Annotated in this window: 23 protein-coding genes and 3 pseudogenes; 16 read left to right on the top strand and 10 right to left on the bottom strand. The window is 63.3% G+C overall.

The annotated features are described in order from the left end of the window. Positions 1–37: 37 nt before the first annotated feature. The gene (locus tag BA062_RS22955; protein ID WP_110340026.1) at positions 38–1,225 is read left to right on the top strand and encodes a cytochrome P450; all 1,188 of its coding nucleotides are present in this window, start codon (positions 38–40) and stop codon (positions 1,223–1,225) included. Positions 1,226–1,297: 72 nt separating this feature from the next. Further along, positions 1,298–2,470 (top strand): Cmx/CmrA family chloramphenicol efflux MFS transporter, encoded by a 1,173-nt coding sequence (locus BA062_RS22950; protein ID WP_110340024.1) that lies wholly within the window; start codon positions 1,298–1,300, stop codon positions 2,468–2,470. A 20-nt stretch (positions 2,471–2,490) separates the two neighbouring features. Here the strand turns inward: BA062_RS22950 and BA062_RS41365 are convergent, their stop codons facing one another. The 3 genes and pseudogenes from BA062_RS41365 to BA062_RS22930 all read right to left on the bottom strand — a co-directional run. After that, positions 2,491–3,261 (bottom strand): ABC transporter ATP-binding protein, encoded by a 771-nt coding sequence (locus tag BA062_RS41365; protein WP_425452944.1) that lies wholly within the window; start codon positions 3,259–3,261, stop codon positions 2,491–2,493. 897 nt (positions 3,262–4,158) lie between these two features. Beyond that, a pseudogene (locus BA062_RS22935) lies at positions 4,159–4,344 on the bottom strand (IS21-like element ISAau2 family helper ATPase IstB); the annotation flags it as partial. A gap of 75 nt (positions 4,345–4,419) precedes the next feature. Continuing rightward, positions 4,420–5,207, bottom strand: a pseudogene (locus BA062_RS22930) (Mu transposase domain-containing protein); the annotation flags it as partial. Between the two features lie 231 nt (positions 5,208–5,438). Between BA062_RS22930 and BA062_RS22925 the strand changes: the two are divergent. The 6 genes from BA062_RS22925 to BA062_RS22905 all read left to right on the top strand — a co-directional run bounded on the left by BA062_RS22925 (position 5,439) and on the right by BA062_RS22905 (position 11,045). After that, on the top strand, positions 5,439–7,055 hold the full coding sequence (locus tag BA062_RS22925) for an ABC transporter substrate-binding protein (protein ID WP_110340020.1): 1,617 nt from the start codon (positions 5,439–5,441) through the stop codon (positions 7,053–7,055). Between the two features lie 18 nt (positions 7,056–7,073). After that, the gene (locus BA062_RS22920; RefSeq protein ID WP_110340018.1) at positions 7,074–8,123 is read left to right on the top strand and encodes an ABC transporter permease; all 1,050 of its coding nucleotides are present in this window, start codon (positions 7,074–7,076) and stop codon (positions 8,121–8,123) included. Then, entirely contained in the window at positions 8,120–8,995 is an 876-nt protein-coding gene (locus tag BA062_RS41000; RefSeq protein WP_110340016.1) for an ABC transporter permease subunit, read from the top strand. Before BA062_RS22920 ends, BA062_RS41000 begins: the two co-directional genes overlap by 4 nt. Then, the gene (locus BA062_RS22910) at positions 8,992–9,960 is read left to right on the top strand and encodes an ABC transporter ATP-binding protein (RefSeq protein ID WP_110340014.1); all 969 of its coding nucleotides are present in this window, start codon (positions 8,992–8,994) and stop codon (positions 9,958–9,960) included. The genes BA062_RS41000 and BA062_RS22910 overlap by 4 nt, the downstream gene beginning before the upstream one ends. A gap of 71 nt (positions 9,961–10,031) precedes the next feature. Then, positions 10,032–10,505 carry a nuclear transport factor 2 family protein gene (locus BA062_RS39565; protein WP_146240065.1) on the top strand — a complete coding sequence of 158 codons (474 nt, stop codon included), beginning with the start codon at positions 10,032–10,034 and terminating at the stop codon, positions 10,503–10,505. A gap of 15 nt (positions 10,506–10,520) precedes the next feature. Beyond that, positions 10,521–11,045, top strand: coding sequence for a nuclear transport factor 2 family protein (locus BA062_RS22905; protein ID WP_110340012.1), 525 nt, complete (start codon positions 10,521–10,523; stop codon positions 11,043–11,045). A 22-nt stretch (positions 11,046–11,067) separates the two neighbouring features. Here BA062_RS22905 and BA062_RS22900 read toward each other — a convergent pair whose 3' ends face one another. From BA062_RS22900 to BA062_RS22885, 4 genes are all read right to left on the bottom strand, one after another. Next, on the bottom strand, positions 11,068–11,829 hold the full coding sequence (locus BA062_RS22900) for an SDR family NAD(P)-dependent oxidoreductase (RefSeq protein ID WP_168214063.1): 762 nt from the start codon (positions 11,827–11,829) through the stop codon (positions 11,068–11,070). Between the two features lie 8 nt (positions 11,830–11,837). Beyond that, entirely contained in the window at positions 11,838–12,671 is an 834-nt protein-coding gene (locus tag BA062_RS22895) for an SMP-30/gluconolactonase/LRE family protein (RefSeq protein ID WP_168214062.1), read from the bottom strand. 77 nt (positions 12,672–12,748) lie between these two features. Beyond that, entirely contained in the window at positions 12,749–13,882 is a 1,134-nt protein-coding gene (locus tag BA062_RS22890; protein ID WP_110340006.1) for a pyridoxal-phosphate dependent enzyme, read from the bottom strand. Next, positions 13,879–14,817 carry a succinylglutamate desuccinylase/aspartoacylase family protein gene (locus BA062_RS22885; protein WP_168214061.1) on the bottom strand — a complete coding sequence of 313 codons (939 nt, stop codon included), beginning with the start codon at positions 14,815–14,817 and terminating at the stop codon, positions 13,879–13,881. The genes BA062_RS22890 and BA062_RS22885 overlap by 4 nt, the downstream gene beginning before the upstream one ends. Before the next feature lie 138 nt (positions 14,818–14,955). On the opposite strand from BA062_RS22885, the gene BA062_RS22880 reads away from it, so the two are divergent. Continuing rightward, entirely contained in the window at positions 14,956–16,023 is a 1,068-nt protein-coding gene (locus BA062_RS22880) for an NAD-dependent epimerase/dehydratase family protein (RefSeq protein WP_110340002.1), read from the top strand. 49 nt (positions 16,024–16,072) lie between these two features. Next, complete coding sequence (locus BA062_RS22875) at positions 16,073–16,486, top strand: nuclear transport factor 2 family protein (RefSeq protein ID WP_110340000.1); 414 nt, start codon at positions 16,073–16,075, stop codon at positions 16,484–16,486. A gap of 29 nt (positions 16,487–16,515) precedes the next feature. Here the strand turns inward: BA062_RS22875 and BA062_RS22870 are convergent, their stop codons facing one another. Further along, positions 16,516–17,259 (bottom strand): IclR family transcriptional regulator, encoded by a 744-nt coding sequence (locus tag BA062_RS22870; RefSeq protein ID WP_342768940.1) that lies wholly within the window; start codon positions 17,257–17,259, stop codon positions 16,516–16,518. Between the two features lie 239 nt (positions 17,260–17,498). Between BA062_RS22870 and BA062_RS22865 the strand changes: the two genes are divergently transcribed. From BA062_RS22865 to BA062_RS22850, 4 genes and pseudogenes are all read left to right on the top strand, one after another. Next, positions 17,499–18,101, top strand: a complete 603-nt coding sequence (locus BA062_RS22865; protein WP_168214060.1) for a cupin domain-containing protein — start codon at positions 17,499–17,501, stop codon at positions 18,099–18,101. A 4-nt stretch (positions 18,102–18,105) separates the two neighbouring features. Next, the gene (locus tag BA062_RS40995) at positions 18,106–18,444 is read left to right on the top strand and encodes a helix-turn-helix domain-containing protein (RefSeq protein ID WP_110339994.1); all 339 of its coding nucleotides are present in this window, start codon (positions 18,106–18,108) and stop codon (positions 18,442–18,444) included. Then, a pseudogene (locus tag BA062_RS41360) lies at positions 18,417–18,980 on the top strand (cupin domain-containing protein); the annotation flags it as partial. The gene BA062_RS40995 and the pseudogene BA062_RS41360, both read left to right, overlap by 28 nt. A 67-nt stretch (positions 18,981–19,047) precedes the next feature. Continuing rightward, the gene (locus BA062_RS22850) at positions 19,048–19,353 is read left to right on the top strand and encodes a helix-turn-helix transcriptional regulator (RefSeq protein ID WP_110339992.1); all 306 of its coding nucleotides are present in this window, start codon (positions 19,048–19,050) and stop codon (positions 19,351–19,353) included. A gap of 4 nt (positions 19,354–19,357) precedes the next feature. Here the strand turns inward: BA062_RS22850 and BA062_RS22845 are convergent, their stop codons facing one another. After that, positions 19,358–19,606, bottom strand: coding sequence for a GntR family transcriptional regulator (locus BA062_RS22845; protein WP_110339990.1), 249 nt, complete (start codon positions 19,604–19,606; stop codon positions 19,358–19,360). Positions 19,607–19,789: 183 nt separating this feature from the next. On the opposite strand from BA062_RS22845, the gene BA062_RS22840 reads away from it, so the two are divergent. Next, complete coding sequence (locus BA062_RS22840; RefSeq protein WP_110339988.1) at positions 19,790–20,437, top strand: hypothetical protein; 648 nt, start codon at positions 19,790–19,792, stop codon at positions 20,435–20,437. 63 nt (positions 20,438–20,500) lie between these two features. Here the strand turns inward: BA062_RS22840 and BA062_RS22835 are convergent, their stop codons facing one another. Beyond that, entirely contained in the window at positions 20,501–21,337 is an 837-nt protein-coding gene (locus tag BA062_RS22835; protein WP_110340475.1) for an IclR family transcriptional regulator, read from the bottom strand. Positions 21,338–21,580: 243 nt separating this feature from the next. Between BA062_RS22835 and BA062_RS22830 the strand changes: the two genes are divergently transcribed. Continuing rightward, positions 21,581–22,852: an aspartate aminotransferase family protein gene (locus BA062_RS22830; RefSeq protein ID WP_110339986.1), complete on the top strand. Its 1,272-nt coding sequence runs from the start codon at positions 21,581–21,583 to the stop codon at positions 22,850–22,852. Positions 22,853–22,854 lie beyond the last annotated feature (2 nt).

The raw sequence follows: 22,854 nt of genomic DNA, 5'->3' as shown, positions 1-22,854 counted from the left end.
TCACACCCGGGCAGGTACGTGAGAAAGGAACGACCACATGTTGGAGGCGTTGCCTACAGCGCGAGACCATCCGCTTGATCCACCAACCGAACTGCGGCGGCTCAGTGCCGAGGAGCCGTTGTGTCGGCTCCTCTATCCCGACGGTCACGTTGGCTGGGTTGTGACGAGCTATGAGCTGGCCCGGTGCGTGCTGGGCGATCAGCGTTTCAGCTCGCGTTCCGAGTTGCTTCGCTCGGCAGTGCATCCGACGCGCATCGCCGAGGTCGAGCGGGGAGAGAGCGCGCCCGCGGGGTTCTTCGCCATCATGGACCCACCTGAACACACCAAGTACCGACGACTGCTTACGGGCCACTTCACTGTCCGTCGCATGAATGCGCTGCGGCCGACCATCGAACAGATCGTCGAGAGCCGGTTGCAGGTTCTCGCGGAAACCGGACCGCCAGCCGATCTCGTACCGAGTTTCGCACTGCCGGTGCCATCGCTCGCGATCTGTGCGCTGTTAGGGGTTCCTGCCGACGAGCGCGGGGTGTTCGAACGGTATGGGTCGCTGCTCAATAGCCTTGAGGTGGACGCGGCTGAGATCAAAAGCGGCATGACCGCGATGTCAGATTGCCTGAAGGGACTGATCGGACAAAGACGTCGACGGCCTTCGGACGACCTGCTGAGCGCGCTCGCGCGAGAAGACGATCTCAGCGAGGATCAGACTGCTGGAATAGCCATGCTCATCCTCGTCGCCGGACACGACACGACGGCCAGCATGCTAGCGCTCGGTACGCTGGTCTTCCTGCTTCACCCGGAGCATGCGGAGGCGCTGCGAGAGGGTGAGGCGTCCGCGGAACGCGCCGTCGAGGAAATGCTCCGGTACCTGACGATCGTTCAGTACGGACTTCCCAGGACAGCGGTGGAAGATGTCGAGCTCGCTGGCGAGCTCATCAGGGCAGGCGAGACGGTGACCGTCTCTTTACCTGCGGCGAATCGAGACTCCACTCGCTTTCCCGAGCCCGACCAGGTCGATCTATCGAGGACCACCCCTGGACATCTCGGTTTCGGATACGGCTTGCATCAATGCCTGGGCCAGCATCTGGCGCGGTTGGAGATGCAAATCGCATTTTCGATGCTACTTCGCCGCTTCCCGACCTTGGAACTCGCCGTCCCACTTGCCGAAATCCCGTTGAGGCGCCAGCACATGATCTACGGGGTAGAGCGTCTACCAGTCCGTTGGTGAGAACCGGTCCGCGATTTAGGTCAACGCGATGTCAGTGTCGGTAGCGGGAAGAGAGCTGGGAGGAAAGTTCCGGTGCCCTTGGCTGTATACGTTCTGGGCTTGAGCGTGTTTTCCCTCGGCACGTCCGAGTTCATGGTCGCTGGCCTTTTGAAGATGATATCTGATGATCTTGGCGTGACTATTGCGGAAGCCGGACTACTGGTTTCCGCGTTCGCGGTAGGCATGCTCGTAAGCGCTCCGCTGGTTGCCGTAACAGCATTCAGGGCATCTCGCAAGTCCATCATGATAGTCATGTTGGCGATTTTTTCGGCTAGCCACTTAGTTGGAGCACTCGCGCCGACATACGAAATACTCTTCGTGACTCGAGTGCTTAGCGCTCTAGGTTGTGCCGGGTTCTGGGCTGTTGCAGCTGCTTCGGCGATCATGCTGGTCCCGCCTCATCATCGAGGCAGGGCTATGGCTACCATCGTCGGTGGGCTCACGACCGCGAACGTATTGGGCGTCCCTGCAGGCACTTTCGTGGGTGGACATGGTGGATGGCGTTTGACTTTCCTATCTGTCGGACTGTTGTCAGTGCTAGCGCTTGTCGGTGTGATCATACTCGTTCCTGGCTCGGGGAAGTCGAATACGACGGTCCGGTTGGGAGCGGAATTGAATGTTTATCGAAATCCAAGGCTTTGGCTTGCTATCGCAACTATCGTACTAGCGGCCGCGACCACTGTCGCGACCTTTAGCTATTTATCTCCGATACTTACGGAGGTGTCCGGGCTCCCCGAGGGTTGGCTTCCAGGGGTTCTTTCGCTTTTTGGCCTTGGTTCCCTGGTTGGCGTTTACATAGGTGGGAAACTCGCCGACCTGAAGCCGATTCTTACGATCGCCAGTGCTCTTGCGGCGCTGATCCTCGTCTGCGCGCTATTGGCAATAAGAGCCAGCGACATGCACTCCTCGATAATCTTGGTTTTCTTTATGGGTTTTCTTGGGTTCGTTACCAATCCAGCGCTCAATATTCGCATATTTGCGTTGGCTGGCAGTGCTCCCACGCTCGCAGGTGCAACCTGTGTAACCGCATTCAATGTCGGTATAGCTCTGGCCCCATGGATTAGCGGAAGAGCCATCAATGCATGGGAGAGTTACACTAGTGCGGCATGGGTAAGTGTTGCCTGCGGTTCCGTCGCTTTTGTCGCGGTTCTCGCCGCAGCGATCGACGACCGGGCTAAGAATAAACGGGTTCACTCAACAGCTTGAATCGTCCAATTCGATGACAGTCAGCGTGGTTCATCCTTGTTGAATTTTCTCTTATCGGCCAGCCGGGGAGCGGCTTTCATAAGCTGCTTTGTGTAAGGATTCTCTGGGTGATCCAAGATGGAGTCAGTGGATGCGGACTCAATTATCTCTCCCCTATTCATCACGGCAGTACGGTCGCATAGGAACCGGATAGCACGAATGTCATGCGAGACGATCAGCAGCGCGATTCCACGCGATCTTTTCAGGTTATTGAGAAGGTTTAGAATTTGGGCTTGGATCGAGACGTCCAGGGCGGATGTAGGCTCGTCTGCAATGATTAGGCTTGGCTCGACCGCAAGTGCTCGTGCAATCGCAACTCGCTGCAGTTGGCCGCCTGAAAGTTCCCGTACAGGTCTGTATACCAGTTCCGTGGGGAGCCCGACATCCCGTAGGAGCAGGTTGACTCGTGCTTCGTGATCCTGCCGAGAGCCAATGCGCCGTACCCGCAGAGGATCTCGTATAACGGCGCCGACTGAAAGCCTTGGATTCAATGAGCTGCGCGGATCTTGGAATATGAGAGCGATGTCGCCGCCTAGTAAACGGTGCCGGGCGCCTGCCTTCAAGGAGTAGATGTCTCGGCCTCGATACCGTACGTTGCCCCGAGTTGGTTGTATCAGTCCGACGAGGGCGCGCGACAAAGTCGTCTTCCCCGAACCCGATTCTCCAATGAGTCCGACTGCCTCACCCGGTGCGATGCTGAGCGTCACGTCGTCGAGCGCTCGAACGCGCCGTCCGCGAGATGTGTAGTCCATCGTTACGTGGTCGGCGGATACCAAACTATCCGCAGCTTGAACAACCGAGGCAGAAGGCTCCGGCACCGCTGGAGTGAGTGTAGGGCTAGTCTGCGTCGCTGTGATGTATCCGGTCATACCGCCCGAACCTCCGTTCAACGGGAGTCGAGGTGGCGTCGTGGCCGGGCTAGTGCCCTTCGCACCTGAGCTCACCGGCTCCTCGCATCAGACTTACACAACCAGGAGACTGGTTCGAAATTAGCGTTTCAAAAACACTAAACGTACAGGCGGGCGCCGTCAACAGTGAGGCAGCAGCACTGCAGCGAGGTGGAGGACCCCGTCGTGCAATCAGCAATTCGCATAGAGGTATACGGTCGAGGCGCGTACGTCGACTGTGCTGTCCTTGTCCGGAACGTCCACCTTGTTGTGATCGGTGCTGTGCGGGAGACGGACCGGCCCCGTCGGGTCCGTGTCCTTCTGCGGCGTCGCTTCTGGTTTCAGACTCGCGACTCACTTCTTTGATGCTGCGGGACGCGGTATCGGCCCGGCGTCCGGTCGTACACGGTGTCCGTCGGCCAGGTGATATGAGGTCGCTCGATGGCGAGAGAGACATCAGGGAGTCGCCGCTTGGTCGACGCAGCGCGCGCGAGCGCATGCTCCGTCCAACAGACCGACCGCCCGTTAGACCCTGACCGGCTGGGGTTGGTCGTCCAGCAGTCAGCAAGTTCGCAACTGCCGCAGGGCGAGCTGTCAACGGCGCGTGGACACTGAACACTTCTCGGCGTCTGAATGCTGACCCCTCTGCCCGGTGTGTTGATGTTTACTCTTCGGTTGTGCTGGCGGCGGGGACGCGGCCGAGGTCGCGGTCCTTGAGCTGGTAGCTGTCGCCCTTGAGGGCGATCACTTCGGCGTGGAACCGGCGGCCCGGATACGTCCCTCACCGCCATGGGACTCCCGGGCGGACACTTCCCGATGCAGGCAGGCAACGAGGAACTCCTCGTGCGACCAGGACTTCGCTCGTGCGCGCTCGGCCAGTCGCGCGACCGACTCGCGCAGCGTGGGTGCTTTCAAGGCCCGGGTCAGGAACACGATCTCTGCGGCCAGGTCGCGGGCAGCGGCAGGTTTGTTCGGGTGGCGCGGGTGGCGGGCATCAGGCCACCCACCATCTGCGCGATCGCCGTTCAGTCCGAGCGCGGTGTCATAGTCAGGCAGGCACCGCTGCTCCACGTCGGGCTCAGGCGCGGGCCGAACCACCCCGATGCGCTTGCGCCGCAACACCTTCGCCGCAGCAACCTGCTCGCGATCAGAGATCGTCTGATGCCATGCCCACGCCCGCTCGTGATCCGCGACGGTCTTGCCGTCACAGACCACCCGCACCCGAGCCAGGTCCGCGATGATCTCCACCCGACGCCCGATAACCGTGGGGTGCACCGAATAGTCGTTGGAGCCCAAGCGAATGTAGTGATCACGCGGCAACCGGGTCGAGCAGCGCCACGCCGTCGCCGGGCGACCGGCGGCAACGTCAGCATCGCCTGCTTGTCCGCGGTGATCCGCTCGGTCGGTGCGCAATCCCAGCACCCGCCGCGGGCGGGCGTTCACCACGGCCAGCCACTCCGCCATCTGGCCGTTGAACTCGGCCGGCGAGCCGAAGTCCCGGCCCGGCAAGAACGACCGTTCCAAGTAGTCAGGCGCCCGCTCGATCAACCCCTTGGACTCCGGATCAGCCGGGCGGCAGATGATCACTTTCGCCGCCCAAAGTTACCCGGAACGCCTGGCAATCACCGGTCAGCTCGCTGCGCCCACCGCGCCAGCGGCCGATCGCGCCCTCACCTCCCAGACCAGCACCCGCGGCACCGCGCCCAACGCACCGATCAGCTGCCACCAGCCGGCGAACAGATCCTCGGCCCGCCGCGACGGGATCAGCACCGCCAAGAGCACAGCGCATAGCCGGTCACCATGGTCAGCACTTCCGCACATATTTCGCGGCGAGTCCGAGGCCAACGCGGCACTGCACCGTGTTCCGCGAGATGCCCATGGATCTTGCCACCAGCCTGCGCGACCTGCCTCGGCAGCGCGGCTAGGCCCGTAGCAACACGGTCGGCGGCCGCTGGTATTGACCGTGTCGGGAGCAGACGGCTATCTTCCTCTGAAACTTCTATTTCAATCAGTGCGACGCTCCGCTTCGGGAAGGTCTCGCCATGGTCACAACGGCTGAAGACGACGGATTCGCGGCCATCTGGCCAAGGCTCCTCACGCGTCGAAACCTGTTGCATACAATAAGCCTCGGCGCCGGAGCTGCCGCAGTCGGCTCGAGTGGCCTGCTCCTGTCGGGCTGCACAGCTGAGGCGCCACCGCAGGCGGGCAACTCATCCAGCGGAACCCTTACGGTATCGCTGTTCAACGCGTTTCCGAGCTTGGACCCCCTTGCGGGCCAGTTTGAGGCTACGCAGTCGATTGCCAACCTTTGGTCGGAGCGACTGTATCGTGTCGATCCATTCCCGCCACGTGCCCAGCTTTCGCGGGAGCTGGCGAAGGGAATGCCGCTGGAAACCTCGCCAGGTGTCTACCGGGTCCGTTTGGAAGAGAATCGGAAGTTTCACAACGGAATTGATCTCGATGCCAGCGATGTAGTGCACACGCTGAACCGGATAAAAGATCCAGCTGAGAATATTGACCTAGCTCGTTTTTTTGAACTCTTTGAACAGGTGCGAGCGGTAGGTCGATATGAGGTTGAGTTCAAGCTTCGCGTCCCAATTTCCTTGATGGTCGAGCGTCTTTCAGCGTTTCCAGTACTGCCGAAGTCTGTTCCTTCCGAGCAATTAAAGTTGAGGCCGATTGGTTCTGGACCATACCGCGTGACTTCGGCCGTATCGGAGAAAAGTGTTCGACTCGAAAAATTCGAAGAGTACAAGGGTCGGCGCAATCAAAGTTACGAAGTTCTCGATATCAGTATCGTTGAAGATGGAAATGCCCGGATATCTGGGCTTCGGACAGCCAAGTTCGATGTGATCGAACAAGTTCCCCCGGCGGCATACCAGGCGCTAAAAGGCGACGATGGAGTCAAAGAAGCCGCTGTCGATAGCTATCGGTCGACTACGTTGATCTTTAACTGTGGAAAGCCACCTTTCAACGATGCGCGCATGCGGCGAGCTGTATGTTACGCGCTCGACCGCGATGCAATAACTCGCACGAGCTTCTTTGGCTTGGCTCAACCTTGTTGGGGAGGCTGGATACCAGAGGAGCATCCAGAATACGTGCAGCCTGAGGTGGTCTACAAGTTTTCGCCGACGCGCGCTCGTCAGTTGATTAGGGAAGCCGGATATGGCTCCGATCCTGTTCCGATCGATTTCCTGATCTTCAATGAGAGCTACGTAATATCTCAGCAGCCAATCATCGAACAAAATCTTCGAGACGTCGGATTCCTTCCGAACATGGTTCCCGGAGGATTGGGTCTCTATGCGCGGGTTCCAGAAGGTCGGTTTGGTGCGCTCCTTGGGTACTCGGACGCGTCGACCGGATCGCCTGATGTCGACTTCTTGCTGAGGTTCCACTTCTATGGCCCTCTGCCTAGGCAGTTTGCGCATTGGGACTCGCCAGCGTTGACGCGCATAGAGACGCTCTTAGACGAGGCAATCGAGATGAATAACGGAACACAACGCCGCGAACGATGGGCTGAAGCGCAAAGTATCGTTCAAAACGAGGTGCCGATCGCGGCATTGCATCGGGTCAAGCAACTGACGGCCTGGCGTAGCGAGTTGAGTGGGTTTCGGGCACTTCCCGGACCTGGGTTCCTGCCTGACGGCGTTAGTGGGTAGTTCCGGGGAGGGCATAAGATGCCTTTGACAAAGGATTACATTTCCGGGTCCCGACGTACATCGGCCGATGATGAGCCGGGCGTGCGACCGACCAGGAAGTATCAGAAGGCACCCGTATGGCGATTTGTCGCACGGCGGATTGTAACCGCGCCTATTGTGCTCTTTGGTGTCATCCTACTTGTTTTCCTCATCGTTGACCTTTCACCGAACGACCCTGCCAGGGCCAGCCTGGGTCTGTTTGCTTCGGAGGAGGCTCGAGAGAGGTTCGCTGCGGCGAATGGGCTCGACGATCCAGTCTGGGTACGATTCTGGCGCTTCATCGTCAATCTCTTGCATTTGGATCTTGGAAGCTCCGTCGTCAGACCCGAGCCGGTGGCGCATCTGATCGGCGCGGCTTTTCCCGTCACGTTGCAGTTGATGCTACTCGCCACAGTGATAGCGGTCTTTTTATCGCTGCTTCTGGGGGTACTGGCGGCTCAGACCGACGGTCGCCTGGTCGATAGAACGATCGGCGGTCTGGCTGCCCTTTTTCAGGCGGCGCCGCCGTTCTGGGTTGGCCTCATGTTTATTCAGTTGTTTGCTGTGGCATTGGGCGTCTTGCCATCCGGTGGATATTTTCCCATTGGTGACGGAGTCAGGTATTGGTTCTCGTCTATCATCGGGCCAGCTACGGTTTTGGCGCTCCCTTTTACGGCCGCGATGACTCGTATCGTTAGGGCTTCGGTCGCCGACGAGCTGGCTAAAGATTACGTGCGGACAGCGAAAGGCGCGGGAATTCCGTGGTCGACGATCATGGTGAGAAATGTGTTGCGTAACTCGTTGATATCGCCCGTTACGGTCCTCGGGCTCTATATTGGCGGCTTGATGTCCGGTGCAATCGTGGTTGAGTCGGTATTCAACCTCCCCGGCATGGGCACGCTACTTGTTTCGGGCGCGGATCAAGGAGACCTCGGGGTTGTACGTGGGGTAGCCATTGTGTCGGCGTTCGTGTTTGTGCTGGTTAATCTGGTGGTAGATTTATTCTACATACTTTTGAATCCTCGTGCGGCGGAGGCGGGAGCAGAATGAGCCTTAAACTGCCGCAGAGCGGCACCCGCGACAGCCGAAGCCTTCGATACTTTTACATGCGGCGGCCTAAGCACTTCAATTCATTACCGTTCTGGTCCGCGATGATGGTACTGGGAGCGGTGCTGGTGCTGCTTGTACTGCCGGCTTTGGTGTCGACGTCACCGACAGAGCTCGGTACTGAACAGCCACTGTTACGTCCCAGCAGGGACAACATATTTGGGACAGACCAAACGGGTCGCGACGTTGCAACGCGAGTGCTTTATGGGGCGAGAATCAGTCTTTTTGTTGCACTAACGTCCGCAGTGGCTGCGCTAATCGCAGGCGGTTTTCTCGGAGCAATCGCAGCCACCGGGCCAAAATGGATCGGGAATTTAGTAATGCGTATCACTGAGATAGCATTGGCTTTCCCCGGGATTTTGCTAGCGATCGTGCTTGCGTCGGCCATTGGTCCTAGCATGTCGACAACGATAATCGTGCTAGCTATTATCTACACTCCGCCTATGGCGCGCGTGGTTCGCGCAGCAGTCTTCAGTGAGTACGGCGAAGACTACGTCACCGCCGCACGGCTCATAGGCACCCGTCCGGTGAGGCTGGTTGGCTATCATGTTGGCATTAACGCTGGAGTGCCGGTTCTCGTCTATACGACCCTTGTAATGGCGGACGCCATAGTCGCTGAAGCTGCACTATCGTTCATTGGTGCGGGAACTAGGCAGCCGGCGCCCTCGTGGGGAAACATGATCCGCGACGGGCAGGAGGTTCTGGAATCAGGTGCCTGGTGGGTTTCGCTATTTCCCGGTGTGGCGATAGTCCTGACTGTAATGATCCTGAATAGGTTTTCCGACGCGATCGGCAGGCGGTTGAGGTCCCGATGAACGAAAAGGACATACTTAGAATACAGAATTTGTCGGTACGGTTTCCTCGTAGTTACGGGCAAGTTTCAGTGTTGGATAACGTCAACCTTTCGATCGGTTCAGGCGAGCGTCTAGCGATCGTCGGCGAATCCGGCTGTGGAAAGTCAATTCTGGGCTTGGCCGTATCGGACCTGCTTCCTTCTGCCGCGGTTTCAGATGGCTGCATCGATTTCTTGGGGAGAGATGTTAGGTCGATGAAGAAGAGTCAGCGTAGGGGGATACGCGGACGAGGGATAGGAATAATATATCAGGATGCGATGACAAGTCTGAACCCCGGGATGAGCATCGGAAGTCAATTGTCGCAGGTCTGCAAGCGCACGGGCGCAGAAGCGACGCCAGCGAAGCTATTGGAGTCAGTGCGGCTCAGCGATACTCAACGTATTTTGCGGGCTAAACCTTATCAATTGTCAGGTGGGCAGAGGCAAAGAGTGCTCATTGCGCTGGCGCTGGCGCGTAATCCGCGACTTGTCGTCGCCGACGAACCGACTACCGCGCTCGATGTGACTGTACAGGCGCAGATAATGGAACTGTTGCTGAACTTGCAAAGCAACTTGCGGTTCGCTCTTTTATTTATTAGCCACGATCTGGCTTTGGTTTCGGAGTTCACACAGAGGATTGCGATAATGTACGCAGGTCAGATCGTAGAGACGGGGCCGACGTCCGAAGTGCTACAAGACCCTCGTCATCCATATACGGCAGGACTTGTTGCGGCAAGTGTCAGTTTGGAGAAAGGGGCCGAGGAGTTGAAGTCGATTCCTGGGCAGGTTCGTCGGCCCGAATCGTTTTTGGAAGGTTGCAGATTTCGGGATCGGTGTGAGCGGGTTACTGAGAGATGTTCCGTGCGTCCGATACTCGAAGAGCACGCAAGTCGCGGTTTTGCCTGCTATCACCCCCACGTGAGATTGGCCTCGAGCGGGCGAAATTAGGCCCTGGGCTTGATGGCTGCGCGATGATAGATTCCGTCTGTCCAGTTGTACGTGGGCGCGACGATGTCTCGATGCGAGAAAAGCGGATCTGGGAAGTGAGTATGAGCGGACATTTTCTGGCAGAGCGAGCGCTTTGCACTCTTGAGAATACTGGTTTTCAGCGAGGCTGCGAGTCAGACTTTTACGCCCCGTACCTGGATCTGTTGGCGCCGGACATATCGTTAGAGTTCGGTATTCCTTCTGGGACTCCTTTGCAGCGATCTATCCGCGGTAAAGCTGCCGTCGAAGAATTTTTTGTTTCCGGTTTGCACGAACTGTTTGAAGAACTGCGCGTTGACGGAAGCGTGGAGTTTGTGGGTGGACGAGACAAGGTTGCAATCTTGGGGCGCGAAAGTTACCGCATTAGGGCGAATGGTCACCGTGTCGAAGGTAAGGCGTTCGCCGTAATCCTGGAGTTCGCAGATGGCCTATTGGTTCGGGATAGGCGTATTAAGGAGATGATGGAGTTCGTAGATGCTCACAGGGCCTTATCTGAAGGAAAATGATTCTTTGACGGCGTAGTGGAGGGTATCGGTTTGAAAAACTGCAACGGTGGGTGGACTCGTGAGCAGCTTAATATCGGGCTTGCGCTACGGGCATGGTCGTTCTTCTATATAAACTCGGCTTTTCGTGCCCCTGGTAACGGTGACGAGGTCCTCTTTGAGCTCTTGGCAGAAGATGTGATCTGGTCTCATGAAGGCCCCAAGTGCCCTGATTTGCCGACTTATCCTGGTGAAGTTCGGGGCAAGCAGGCTTTGGTGGAAATGCTCTCATGGGAGCAAGGCGTCATTGTCGATGTTGATCTTGAGGACCCGGTAGTAAAGCCATTAGAGTTCTTGGCTACTGGGGACCGAGTTGTGATGATCAACGAGGAGAGATATTTCATTAAAAAAACCGCGAAGACGGTACGTAATAACTGGAACGCCGTCATCATGGATTTCACAGACGGGCTGATAACCCGAATTAGGATAATCTCCAATCTGAATGACTATATCGAGTCGGAACTTGGCGTCGGTTGGTCGAGCCGCGTTCCGGAGCTGTCTTGAATGGGAAGGGGCTTCTTCAAGCTCACAGCAGGACCCAGCCGCCGTCGACGCAGACCGTCTGTCCTGTCATGAAGGAACTGTCGGGGCCGAGAAGGAAGCTCACGACGCTCGCGACGTCCTCCGGTTTTCCCCTGCGCTGCAGCATCTGGCTGGCGAACATGATCTGAGCGACCTGCTCCTGGTCGGGGAACGCCGCGATCTCCGCCTCGGTCTGGATCGCGCCCGGCATCACGCAGTTGACGCGGATCCCGCGAGGCCCGAGCGCGCCGGCGAGGGAACGTGTGAATCCGATGATGCCGGCCTTGGTCGTCGCGTAGTGCAGGGAGTCGGGTGCGCCGAGCTTGGCCTGCACGCTGCTGACGGTGACGATCGCCGAGTTCTCTGGCCGGCCGGACCTGGCGAAAGCCCTCCTGCAGCACAGGAATAGGCCCTTGAGGTTGACGTCGGCCATCCTGTCCCACTCGTGCTCGGTGATCTCGTGCCACGTCGACCGGCCGGTCGCGGCCGCGTTGAGTACCAGCGAACCGACCGGCCCGAGCTCCGCCTCGCACCGGGTGAACATCGTGTCCACGGAGGAGGGATCGCTGATGTCGGCCGGCAGCACGGCCGCCTTGCCACCGGCGCTGTGGATGTCCGCGGCGACCTTCTTCGCCGCGGCGATCATGTCCTCGTCGGGATAGCTGTTGATCGCGACGAACTCGCCGTCCGCCGCGAGCCGCCGGGCGATCGCAGCCCCGATGCCCTGCGAGGCTCCGGTGACGAGTGCGACTCCAGTTCGATGCATCATCGTCCTCACAGCGCTTCGGTGAACCGGTGGGTGTGGCGGCCGGTCAGGGGTGTCTCCACGGCGTACAGGAGACCACCACCCTCCGGCTGCTCGTGGTTGGCGGTCGTTATGTACAAAGTAGACAGTTCGGTCCCTCCGAAGGTGCAGCTCGTGGTGCAGGGAGTCGGCACGTCGACCGTGGCCGTGACGTCACCGGTCCGGGGATCCAGCCGCCACACCTGCCCTGGCCCCCAGATCGCGAGCCAGATCGAGCCCTCCGCGTCGACGGCGAGACCGTCGGGCAGCCCGATCTCGCCGGGAACGGTTCGCAGGACACGCGCCGCTCCCAGCTCGCCGGAGCCGAGGTCGTAGTCCCATGCCGTGACGGTGCCCGCGGTGCTGTCGACGTGGTACAGCGTGTCGCCGCCCGGCGACCAGTCGATGCCGTTGGACATGCTCAGCCGGTGCAACTGGGTGGTTACGCCGCGGTCGTCGAGGCGGTACAGCGCACCTCGGCGGCTGTCGTCCATGACGGCGGAACCGGCCCAGGCCCTGCCATGCGGATCGATCGCGGCGTCGTTCATGGTGACACCGTCGGCCTCCGTTGCCGTGACCTTCTGCGCGATTCGCCCGTTGGCGGGATCGAGCCAGCCGAACCCCGTCCGGGTGACGGTGAACAGGTCGGAGCCGGGGCCGAGTTCGACGGCCGTGGCGGTCACCGACAGGGAGATTGACGATTCGTGGCCGTCGGCGTCGATGGTGTGGAGCCGGTCGCCGGCGATGTCGAGCCATCGGAGCCCGGCGGGGGGATCCCACAGGGGCGATTCGCCGAGGCCGGAAACCGACTCGGAGACCGGCACCGCATGCAGCGTGAACTCGGACGTGGACCTAAACATGTGAGCTGCCTGACGTGCACATCGATCCTCCAGAGAGCGGGTCAGCGGGCGACGAAATCCGTACAGGAGGATCCGGGAACGGAGGCCTCGGCCCAGTCGTCGACGCGCGCCGGAACCTCGTCGAGCTCGGCCGGGTCGATCGCGGCGGCTTCGGCGCCGAACCGGCCCAGGTCCTTCCAGCCTGCGCCCGTCAGGATCAGCACGACGTGAGCGCCGGCGCCGATCCGGGCCTCCGCGACGTCTCGTTCGAGGCAGGCGAGGGCCGCGGCCGACGCGGGTTCAACGAACACGCCCTCCGTCTCCGCCAGACGCCGTTGGGCCGCGAGGATGGCGTTGTCTCCCGTCGCGGTGGCCCATCCGGCGGAGTCGAGCACCGCCTCGACCGCGGAAACCCCGTCGGGAGGGTGCGGGATCTGCAGTGCCGAGATGTCGCTCTCGCACGTTTCTATGACAGGTGAGGGAATCTCCCGGCTCAGATGACGCACGATGGGTGAGCATCCGCTTGGCTGGCAAATGATCACTTTCGCCGCCGACCGGCGAGCCCGCAGCCCTCGCCCGATGGCGGTGACCAGGCCGCCACCGCCGGTGGGCACGTAGACGTGCGAGGCATCGGGCGCCTGCTCGACGAGTTCGTACGCGATGGTGTCGATGCCGCGCATGCCTTCGGGGTTGAACTCGTGGGCGGTGATAGCGAGGTACAGGTCGTGGCGTTCCGCTGCCGAGCGGACATGGTCGAAGAGGCCGTTGTCGGTGGATGCCTTCGAACGCCGTCCGACTCCCTCGACGGCGACGACGCCGATCGAGTACGGCATCAGGGGCTGGCGCTTCTCGAGCGGTGCCGACGCGACGAGACACAGGAACCCGGGCAGCCCCGCGCGCGTGCCATAGGCGGCCATGGACAGTCCTGCGTTGCCCGAGGACGTGGCTATCCATCCGTTCTGCCCGCGCTGCCTTGCCAGGGACAGCGACATCGCGGCGACCCGGTCCTTGTAGGAGCCCGTGGGATTCTGCGACTCCAGCTTCGCGGACAGCCGGGCGAGTCCGAGCTGCCGTGCGAGGGAGGGCAGCGGTAGCAGTGGCGTGTTCCCCTCTCCGAGGCTGACGAACTGGTCGACAGCCGGGAGGTCTGCTGCGAACCGGTTCAGTCCCTGGTTGCGAGGTTCCACCTGGTTCACTCCTGGTCTGCGTTGGTCCTGGCCAGTACGAACAGCACGTCGTCGACCGACGTCCGAGCACGGTGGCGCAGGAACATCACGACACCGTCGTAGGTCGCGCGAACCGTCTCGAGCAGACGGCCGCCGTAGTCGTAGAGCCGGCCGATCTCCCGGCCGTGCGTGACCGCCGCTCCCGCCGCCACCGTGCCGGTGAAGAGACCGTCGTGTTTGGACTGGGCGCCGTCGTCGAGGTCGCCGTCGCCGTACACCCACCTGGCGTCCGATGGGGTGTCGGTCCGGTACGTCTCCGGGAGCATGCCGAACTCGGTCAAGATGCCGAGGGCGCCACGAACGTAGGCGTCGAGTTCGCCGCTGCGGACGGCACCGCTTCCGGCGCACTCGGCGTAGACGGCCGGAATTCCGAGCTCGGCGGCAACGGACAGGCTCCGACCCGGGCCGGTGCGCGGATGCGACCAGATGAGGGGCGCGCCGAAGGCGACCGCGGCCCGCCGGGAATCCTCGGCCGCGCTGTCCTCGGTATAGCCGCAGAACAGCGGCATCTGGTAGTTCAGCCCTGCCGAATGCAGATCGATGAGGAGGTCCGCGCCGGTGATGACCTCGTCCGTGATGCCGGCGGCCAGCGCCGACGTCGGTGATTCGTCACCGTCACCTGGAAAGCACCGGGCCAGGTTCTGACCGTCGAGCGGGTTGAACCTGCTCTGCGCGGCCCACGCCACCGGGTTGGCCCGCGCGACCGCGCGAAGAGTCCCGGCGATCGGTGCTCGCGACACCTCGTCGAGCACTCGGAGGACGGCCAGTACGCCTTCGTCCTCGTCGCCGTGAACTCCGCCCAGCAACGCGACAACCGGGCCTTCGGGACGCCCACGGAGAGTGGTCAGTACCACTCCACCGGTGAGCACGGATTCCTTTCGGGAGGTGGGGCCCGGCTCCGCCATACGCATCGTCCTCCCGCGGCGTTGCAACATCTTGCATTATCGAAACGACTATTTCACTATAGCCGTGTCGGGGTTCGAACCCAAGGACGACTTGGAACGCTGCAGTCAGGCGAAGCGACTCGGAAGCGGTGAACGTTGATGCGGGTTTTGGTGACCGGTGCGTCAGGTCGGGTGGGCGCGAACATGGTCCGGCGGCTCTTGGCGGAAGGCTACGAGGTGCGGGCGATGGTGATGCCGGGTGATCCGCACGCGAGCAAGCTCGACCGGTTCGCCGAGGTGCAGGTCGTGGAGGCGGACCTCGCCGATCAGGCGGCGATCGACTCGGCATGCGAGGACGTGTCCCATGTGGTCCATCTCGCCGCGCAGCTGGTACGAGGAGCCACTCCGGTGGACCGGTTCTTCGACGTCAACGCCTTCGGCACGCTGCGCCTGCTCGAAGGCGTTGTTCACGCGGGGGGTGACATCGAGCGGTTCGTGTTGGTGAGTTCGGACGGGACCTACCGTCCCGGGGCTCCGCCCGCCGTGCCGCTGACGGAAAACGTGCCCCAGGAGCCCGCAGACTACTACGGTACGGCCAAACTGCTCGGTGAGATCATCTTGCGCAACCATGCCGTCCAGTTCGGCCTGCCGTTCTCGATCGTGCGGTTCGCGACCGTGGTGAGCCCGGAAGAAGCGCCGAACATCTTCCGGGCCGGCTTCTGGCGATCGATTCTCCGGTGGCAGGCGATGGGCAAGGACAGTCATCTCTGGCCGTTGTTCGAGAACCAGCCCGACCTCGCGAAGCTCTACGACGCCGCGGTGAGGGATGTGCCCGCCGACGCGGCGGTGGGCCTGACCGGCCCGGACGGCGAGCCCTGGACATTGAGCATGGTCGACGTGCGCGATGCCGTCCAGGGTGTCTACCGGGCGATGACAGCGCCCGGGGCGATCGGTCACCCCTTCAACATCGCCGCTGCTGAGCCCACCTCGCACGACGAGGGAGCCGCGGTGATCGCGGAAACCTTCGGTGTACCCCAGCTGATGGTGGAGATGCCGATGACTTTCCGGCTGGAGTTGAGTATCGACGCGGCGCGTGAGCGCCTTGGCTATGAGCCGCTGTACGACTACCGGGACATGGTTCAGTCCGCACGCCGGGCTGTGTCCGCAGGTGAGTTCATTCCCGCTGAGGCGGAAAGCGGCGTCGCGTCGACGTGGCACGACGGCTGAAACAGTAGGTAATCCGTGTCAGACGACTGTATAGATTGGATCAACGACTATGAGTGACGTGCTGGTTGATCGAGTGCAGCTGGCAAGGAAGGCTCTGTCGCATCTGGACACCAAGATCACCGAAAGGAGCTTGGAGGACTATCGCCCCTTCTTCGATCTCTTGGCTGAAGGCGTCGTTTTCGAGTACGCGTCACCAGGCGCGTCGGGATCGACCTGTTCGAAACAGGAACTCGTAGATTATGTGACTGACCTGTTCGAATCGCTTTCTGACCCGATGCTGGCGGAAGAGATCCGCCTCACCAGAAGCCTGGAGTACTTCGCGCAAGGCGACAGGGTGGTCGTGCTGTGGTCGGAGCGTTCGGTGGACAAGAAGAGCGGTGATTCAGGTCCGGACAAGGAGGCTGTCGCGATATTCGATTTCATGGGAAACGAAATCGTCAGGCTGCGCAAGTTCTCTCAGTGATGCTGTTGGCCTCACTCCTGGCGCCATCGTCACTCCTGTTCCGGGCGTTCCTCCGGAGCGGCGATCTGGTCCGCGATCTCTTGCAGTGACTTTGCCACCTTGGCGACGTCTTCTCGTGCGAAGCGGGACGCCGGGGCGCTCAGGCTGATTGCCGCCGGCAGTCTCGTGCCCAGGATCGGCACCGCCACGCAGCGGCCGTCCGGTTCGTTCTCCGCGTTGTCCACCGCGTATCCGTCTTCGCGCACCTTGCCGAGCTCGTCGAGGTACGCGTCCGGAGTGGTGATGGTGTTCGGCGTGACCCCCGGCATCCCCGCCTGCGTCAGCATCTCGCGGACCCGGCCCTCCGGCAGGTGGGCCGCGATCGCCTTGCCCAGCGCCGTCGAGTGGATCGGGTCCCGGTGGCCGTTGGACACCGACAGCCGGACCGTGCGCCTGCTCTCCACGATGTCGAGGTAGATCACCGCGTTGCCGTCCAGGATGCCCAGGTTCGTGGTCTCGTCGTACTCGTCCCGCAGGCGTTCCAGCCACGGTCGCGCCCGCTCGCGCAGCACCTCGAGGTGCCGCGACTGCATCCCGACGAAGCCCAGCCCCAGGCGGAACAGGCCGCTGTCGGTGTCGCGCTCCACGTACCGGTGGTTCTCCAGCGTCCAGAGGTAGCGGAAGGCCGAGGACTTGGGCAGCTGCGTCGTCTTCGCGACCGCGTTGAGCGTGACCCCATCCACCGACTCCTGCACGAGGTTGAGGATCGAGCACACTCTTTCGACCGCCCGCACCGAGTAGTCCCGGCTCTCGTTTGACGGCTCTTCCTCTGGGGGATTAGGTTTCCTGCGTCCCGGCACGGACCCACCTGGTTTCGCTCGACGACGGCACCGCTGCCGACGTGGTCGTCTTGACCCCGTCTCCCGGGGTCGATAGGCTTCCTTCGCTGTAATGACCTGTGAGTTTCATTGTATGGAACTCGCCTCGAAACGGCAATATCGGCAACAGTCGGGGGGACACGGAGGTCGGCCCTGTGCCCGAGTTCGAGTTCTTCCGCTGGACCAGCGTCGAGGACGCCCGCGACGGCGTCTCGAGGTACCTCTCCCCGCACCGGCTCCGGTTGCTGACGGAGGGCGACGCCGTGGACGTCCGCATGATGGCGACGCGGTTCCGAGAGCTCGTCGTGACCGTGCTCGACTACGGCGCCGTCGCCAACGTCGTTCCCGGCCTCACCGCCGGCTACCACCCGCTGATCGTCCCGCTGCGCGGGCACGGCACGTTCCACTGTGGAGCCGAGGTCGTCGAGGCGGATCCGGGCGTCGGGGTGCTCGCCTCGCCGAGCCAGCCGCTGTGGATGAGCCTGAGCGAGGACACCCTCGCGTTCGTCCTGCGGATCAACGAGCGGGCGATCGCCAGGGTCCGCGCGAGCTCGGCGGGCTACCTCCCGAGTCAGTCGCTGGTGTTCGACCCCCTGCTGGACCTTCGCGAGGGCGACGGCCTCAGCTGGTGGAACCGGGTCCGCTCCTGCCTGCGCAGCGATTACCCGGGTGCCGGCGCCGTGCCGGGAGTCGAGGAGATGCTGATCCGCGAGCTGCTGTCGTTCCAGCCGCACTGTGTCGTGCCGCGTGCGGAGTGACGGGATGAGTGGCGTCGGGGGTCGGGCGGTTCGGCGGGTAATAGAGACGTTGGAGCGGTGCCCGCGTGCGGGGTCTGGTTCGCTGACCGAGATCGCCGGCGCGGTCGGACTGACCCGGCTCGCGCTGCACGACGCCTTCCGCGAGCATTGCGGGATGACGCCGCAGCAGTATCTGCGCCTGGTGCGGCTCGACGGGGTCCGCGCGGACCTCCTCGCGGCCCCGCTCGCCGGCGTCACCATCGACGAGGTCGCCCTGCGCTGGGGCTTCGCGCACAACCGGGCGTTCCTCCTCTGGTACCGGGAGCGATTCGGCGAATGGCCCGCACAGACACTCCGGCGGTGAACCGGCTGCCGCTGGACCGGCACCTGCTGTTCCGGTCCAGCGACGTCGACCAGACCCGGGAGCGGATGGCCCGTGTCCTCTGCGACCACCGGCTCGAGCTCGTGGGAACGCGCGGGCGCCTCGACGCCAGGATGCACTCGTGCCGGCTCAGGGCGGTGAGCCTGAACTACGTGCACTACGGCGCCGAGGTCGACGTGACCCCGGGCAGGACGGAGTCGTTCCACGTCGTGCAGGCGCACCTCGCGGGCAAGGGCGTGGTGCGGTCCGGGAAGTGCGAGGTCTACACGGAGCCGGGGCTCGCTGCCGTGACGACCCCGACCGCGCCGTTGCGCATGCGCCTGTCCGAGACGAGCAGGCTGCTGGTCGTCCGCTTCGAGCGCACCGCGGTCGAGGCGGTGCTGAGCAGGCACCTCGGCGGCCCGCTGCGCCACCCGCTCGAGTTCCGGCCGGGGATGAACGTGGGCGAGGGCAGGCCCGCGGAGTGGTTCGCGTCCCTGCTGGCGGAGATCAGCCGGGCCAACCTGGACGGCACGCTGCTCACCGACCCCCGCGTGGCGGCGCCGCTGGAGGAGCAGCTGATCACCGGGCTCCTCCTGGTGCAGGGTGGCGGTCGATCTCATCGAGGCGGGTCCCGAGCGGCCGCACACCGCCGGCAGCCTCGCCGCGGCGGCCGGCGTCGGGACGCGCGCGTTGCAAGGTGGCTTCCGCCGCCAGCTGGGAATGACGCCGACGGAGTACCTGCGGGACGCGCGCCTGCGCAGGGTCCGGGAGGAGCTGCTCGCGCTGGATCCGCAGGTGGGTGCGGTGGCGCGGGTGGCGCGGCGCTGGGGTTTCCGGCATCTCGGCCGGTTCTCGGGCTGGTACCGGGACCGGTTCGGCGAGAGCCCCGCCCAGACCCTCCGGCGATGAGGTCCTAGCGGGAGACGAAGGTTCCCTTGGACTTCAGCGTCTGCACCAGCCCGCGGTCGCGCAGAATCTGGGTGGCCTTGCGGACGGTGTCCAGCGCGACGCCGTACTCCTCGGAGAGGGACCGCTCACCGGGCAGCCTGCTGCCGGGCGCCCATTCGCCCCGCTCGATGAGGCCGGCGAGGTGCTCGGCGAGGAGCTCGTACTCGTAACCCGTCTTGTTCTCCGGGTTGTACTTCTTGCCAGGACCGCTCATACCGCGAACCTTAGAACGGCCCTGAGCTGCCTGAAGTGGCAGGACGCGGGGCACCGCGCTACACTGCGTCGGTTCGCGTCACTCGTTATGGTTCTGTTCTCTGTCGTTCCTACAGAGCCGTGTAGTGGATGCCGTTTCTCCCTCTGCATGTCACACGGGGAAACGCGCGGTGAGGAGAGGCAGTTGATACCTGATCTTCCGGCCAATCCGCTGTCGATCGAGCTCACGTTGCGCCATCGGCGGCTGTGGTGGCACACGGAGGAACAGGACGAGGACCCCGAACGGTGGGACGTGTCCGCGGATGTCTGGCGGCTCGATGTCTGCCCGGACGATCTGCGGCACGTCGGGGACATGGCGTTCGCGGCTGCCGACCTGTTCCGCGATCGGGACCTGCTGGAGGCCGCCGCGCTGGGCCGGTGGGTGCAGGACTTCCTCGTCGAGGCGGTGGCACTGGACGAGCGCCGCCTGCATCCCGAGCTGGGCGAGTGGATCGGGCCGGGGCCCGAGCGGTTCGTGATCGTGCGGCGCGTGGAGATCACGCCGGACTGGCGCGGTCACGGGATGGGCGCGGCGTTGCTGGCCGGTGCGTTGCGGGCGATGTCCCGCTCGGCGCGGCTCGCGGTGTGCAGCCCCGCGCCCTCGGACTTCGCCGGCGAGGGCGTGGACGCGACGGGCGCGGAGCTCGACGCCGCGCGGGCGGGCGCGGCGCTGGAGCGCATCGGGTTCTGGCGCTGGCGGGGCGTGTACGTCGTGGACCTCAGGGAGCAGGCGCTGCTCGACGCCCGCAAGGACCTCACCGACCGCTGGTGGCCCGACGGCGACCGGACCTGACGACAGCTGCCCGGCGTCGACACGGTGCCGGGCAGCTGAGGGGAGTGAGCATCGTGCGGCGGATCAGGCGGGCGCCTCGTCGAGCTGCTGGTCGGTGACCGGGTTGGTGGTGAGCTGGTCGGCGACGTCGAGCAGCTTCTTGGCGGCCTTCTCCACGTCCTTGAGCGTGAACCGGGCGGCGGGAGCGCTGATGCTGACCGCGGCGGGCAGGTGCGTGCCGAGCAACGGTGCCGCGATGCACCGGCCGTCGGGCGCGTTCTCCCCGTTGTCGAGGGCGTAGCCGAGCCTGCGCACCTTCGCCAGCTCGTCCATGTAGGCGTCGATGGAGGTGATCGTGTTGTCCGAGTGCCGCTCCATGCCGGTGCGCTGGAGCAGGTCCCGCACCCGGGCATCGGGCAGCTGCGACGCGATCGCCTTGCCGAGCGCGGTGGAGTGCAGCGGGTCGCGGTCGCCGCGGGAGGAGGCCGAGCGGACCTTGTGCCTGCTCTCCACGATGTCGACGTAGATCACGTGGTCGCCGTCGAGGATGCCGAGGTTCGTGGTCTCCTCGAACTCGTCGCGCAGCTCCTCCAGCCACGGCCGGGCGCGCTCACGCAGCACCTCGAGGTGCCGCGACTGCATGCCCACGAAGCCGAGCCCCAGCCGGTACAGACCAGTGTGCTCGTCACGCTCGACGTAACGGTGGGCCTCGAGCGTCCACAGATAACGGAATGCGGAGGACTTCGGTAGTTCGGTGGCCTGACCGACCTCGATCAAGGACACCCCGTCGATCGAATTCTGCAGCAGGTTCAGGATCGAGCAGACGCGTTCCACGGCACGGACGGTGTAGTCGCGTTCCTCGCCGGTGGCCGGGGTCTCTTCGGCGTTCTCGTCCTGCCCCTGGTTCCTTCGCCGTGGCAGTTTACTCACTTCCCCTCAGAATCGGATTCGGCATTTCAGAAGCCTAGCGGGTCCCTTCTGGTGAAGCAGGGGGCCAGCATTTGGGGCGCCCCTGGTTCGGCGCATGGCCCCCTTGACGGTGCCCACCGTGCGCCCGTAGCGTGATTGCGAAACGGTCCACGTGTTTCATTCAATAAAACCTGGTGGGTGCGGTGCGGCGTGCGGCGGTTTCTCGGAAACGTCACCAGGCAGAACGGAGAGCACATGAGCGACGCGGCTGAGCTTCTCGTCCGCTCGAACGCCCTGCGCCAGCGGGCGCTCGCGCGCACCCCCGGCGGGGTCCATTCCAACGTCCGCCTCGCCGGACCGCAGGTCTTCATCGACCACGCACGGGGCGCGTGGCTGTACGACGTCGACGGCGTGAACTACGTCGACTACCTCCTCGGGCAGGGGCCCAACTTTCTCGGCCACGCACCGGACGACGTCACCGAGGCGGTCAGTGAGGCATGCGGCCGTGGACTCATCTTCGGCGGGCAGCACGAGCTCGAGGTGAAGGCGTCGGAGACGGTGTGCGAGGCGCTCGGCTGGGCGGACATGGTGCGCTTCGGCGTGTCCGGCACGGAGTCGGTGCAGGCGGCACTGCGGCTCGCCCGCGGAGCGACCGGCAGGACCAAGGTCGTCCGGTTCGAAGGGCACTACCACGGCTGGCTCGACAACGTGCTCATGGCCGACGGCGACAACGGGTGGGGCGTCGCCAGCGCGGGCCAGGTCGCCGGGCACCTCGACGACTTCCTTCTGTTGCCGTGGAACGACTCCACGGCGCTCACCGAGACGCTCGACCGGTACCACGACGAGGTCGCCGCGGTGATCATGGAGCCGGTGATGATCAACGCCGGCGTCATCGAGCCGAAGCCGGGCTACCTCGAGACGGCCCGCGCGCTGTGCTCCGAGTACGGTGTCGTGCTGATCTTCGACGAGGTGATCTCCGGGTTCCGGGTCGGGCTCAGCGGCGCGGCAGGCCGCTACGGCGTGCTCCCCGACCTCGCCACGTACGGCAAGGCGATGGCGGGCGGCTGGCCGGTCTCGGCGCTGGCAGGCCGCGCGGAGCTGATGACGCTGTTCGGCAGCGGCAAGGTCAACCACTCCGGCACGTTCAACGGCTCGGTGATGGCGATGGCCGCGACCCACGCGACCGTCTCGCACCTCATCGAGAACCCTCCCTACGCGTCGATCACCTCCCACGGCTCCGCGCTCATGGACGGGCTGCGCGACCTCGGCCGCAGCCACGACCTCCCGCTGCGCGTGGAGGGCCTGCCGATGGCGTTCCACGTCTCCTTCGGCGACGCGGAGGTCAGCGACTACCGCTCGCTGCAACAGCTCGACCTCAGCCGGTACGCACGCCTGGCGCCCGAGCTCGTCGCGCACGGGCTGTGGGTGGCGGGCCGCGGAGTCTGGTACGTCTCCGCGCAGCACGGCCCCGAGGAGCTCGACGCGGCACTGACCAGATTCGACAAGACTCTCACTGATTGGGCGTGAGG

This window comes from Prauserella flavalba, assembly GCF_003202235.1.
GTDB lineage: Bacteria > Actinomycetota > Actinomycetes > Mycobacteriales > Pseudonocardiaceae > Prauserella_A > Prauserella_A flavalba.
Note: the sequence above shows the minus strand (reverse complement) of the source record. Positions and strands in the feature narration are given on the sequence as shown.

What these genes read in the sequence shown, in the direction of transcription:
- BA062_RS41000 (WP_110340016.1), top strand. Translation starts at nt 8,120, where the DNA reads ATGAGCCTTAAACTGCCGCAGAGCGGCACCCGCGACAGCCGAAGCCTT.
- BA062_RS22885 (WP_168214061.1), bottom strand. Translation starts at nt 14,817, where the DNA reads ATGGCGGAGCCGGGCCCCACCTCCCGAAAGGAATCCGTGCTCACCGGT.
- BA062_RS22830 (WP_110339986.1), top strand. Translation starts at nt 21,581, where the DNA reads ATGAGCGACGCGGCTGAGCTTCTCGTCCGCTCGAACGCCCTGCGCCAG.
- BA062_RS22925 (WP_110340020.1), top strand. Translation starts at nt 5,439, where the DNA reads ATGGTCACAACGGCTGAAGACGACGGATTCGCGGCCATCTGGCCAAGG.
- BA062_RS22880 (WP_110340002.1), top strand. Translation starts at nt 14,956, where the DNA reads ATGCGGGTTTTGGTGACCGGTGCGTCAGGTCGGGTGGGCGCGAACATG.
- BA062_RS22920 (WP_110340018.1), top strand. Translation starts at nt 7,074, where the DNA reads ATGCCTTTGACAAAGGATTACATTTCCGGGTCCCGACGTACATCGGCC.
- BA062_RS22875 (WP_110340000.1), top strand. Translation starts at nt 16,073, where the DNA reads ATGAGTGACGTGCTGGTTGATCGAGTGCAGCTGGCAAGGAAGGCTCTG.
- BA062_RS22900 (WP_168214063.1), bottom strand. Translation starts at nt 11,829, where the DNA reads ATGCATCGAACTGGAGTCGCACTCGTCACCGGAGCCTCGCAGGGCATC.
- BA062_RS40995 (WP_110339994.1), top strand. Translation starts at nt 18,106, where the DNA reads ATGAGTGGCGTCGGGGGTCGGGCGGTTCGGCGGGTAATAGAGACGTTG.
- BA062_RS22845 (WP_110339990.1), bottom strand. Translation starts at nt 19,606, where the DNA reads ATGAGCGGTCCTGGCAAGAAGTACAACCCGGAGAACAAGACGGGTTAC.
- BA062_RS41365 (WP_425452944.1), bottom strand. Translation starts at nt 3,261, where the DNA reads ATGGACTACACATCTCGCGGACGGCGCGTTCGAGCGCTCGACGACGTG.
- BA062_RS22910 (WP_110340014.1), top strand. Translation starts at nt 8,992, where the DNA reads ATGAACGAAAAGGACATACTTAGAATACAGAATTTGTCGGTACGGTTT.
- BA062_RS39565 (WP_146240065.1), top strand. Translation starts at nt 10,032, where the DNA reads ATGCGAGAAAAGCGGATCTGGGAAGTGAGTATGAGCGGACATTTTCTG.
- BA062_RS22955 (WP_110340026.1), top strand. Translation starts at nt 38, where the DNA reads ATGTTGGAGGCGTTGCCTACAGCGCGAGACCATCCGCTTGATCCACCA.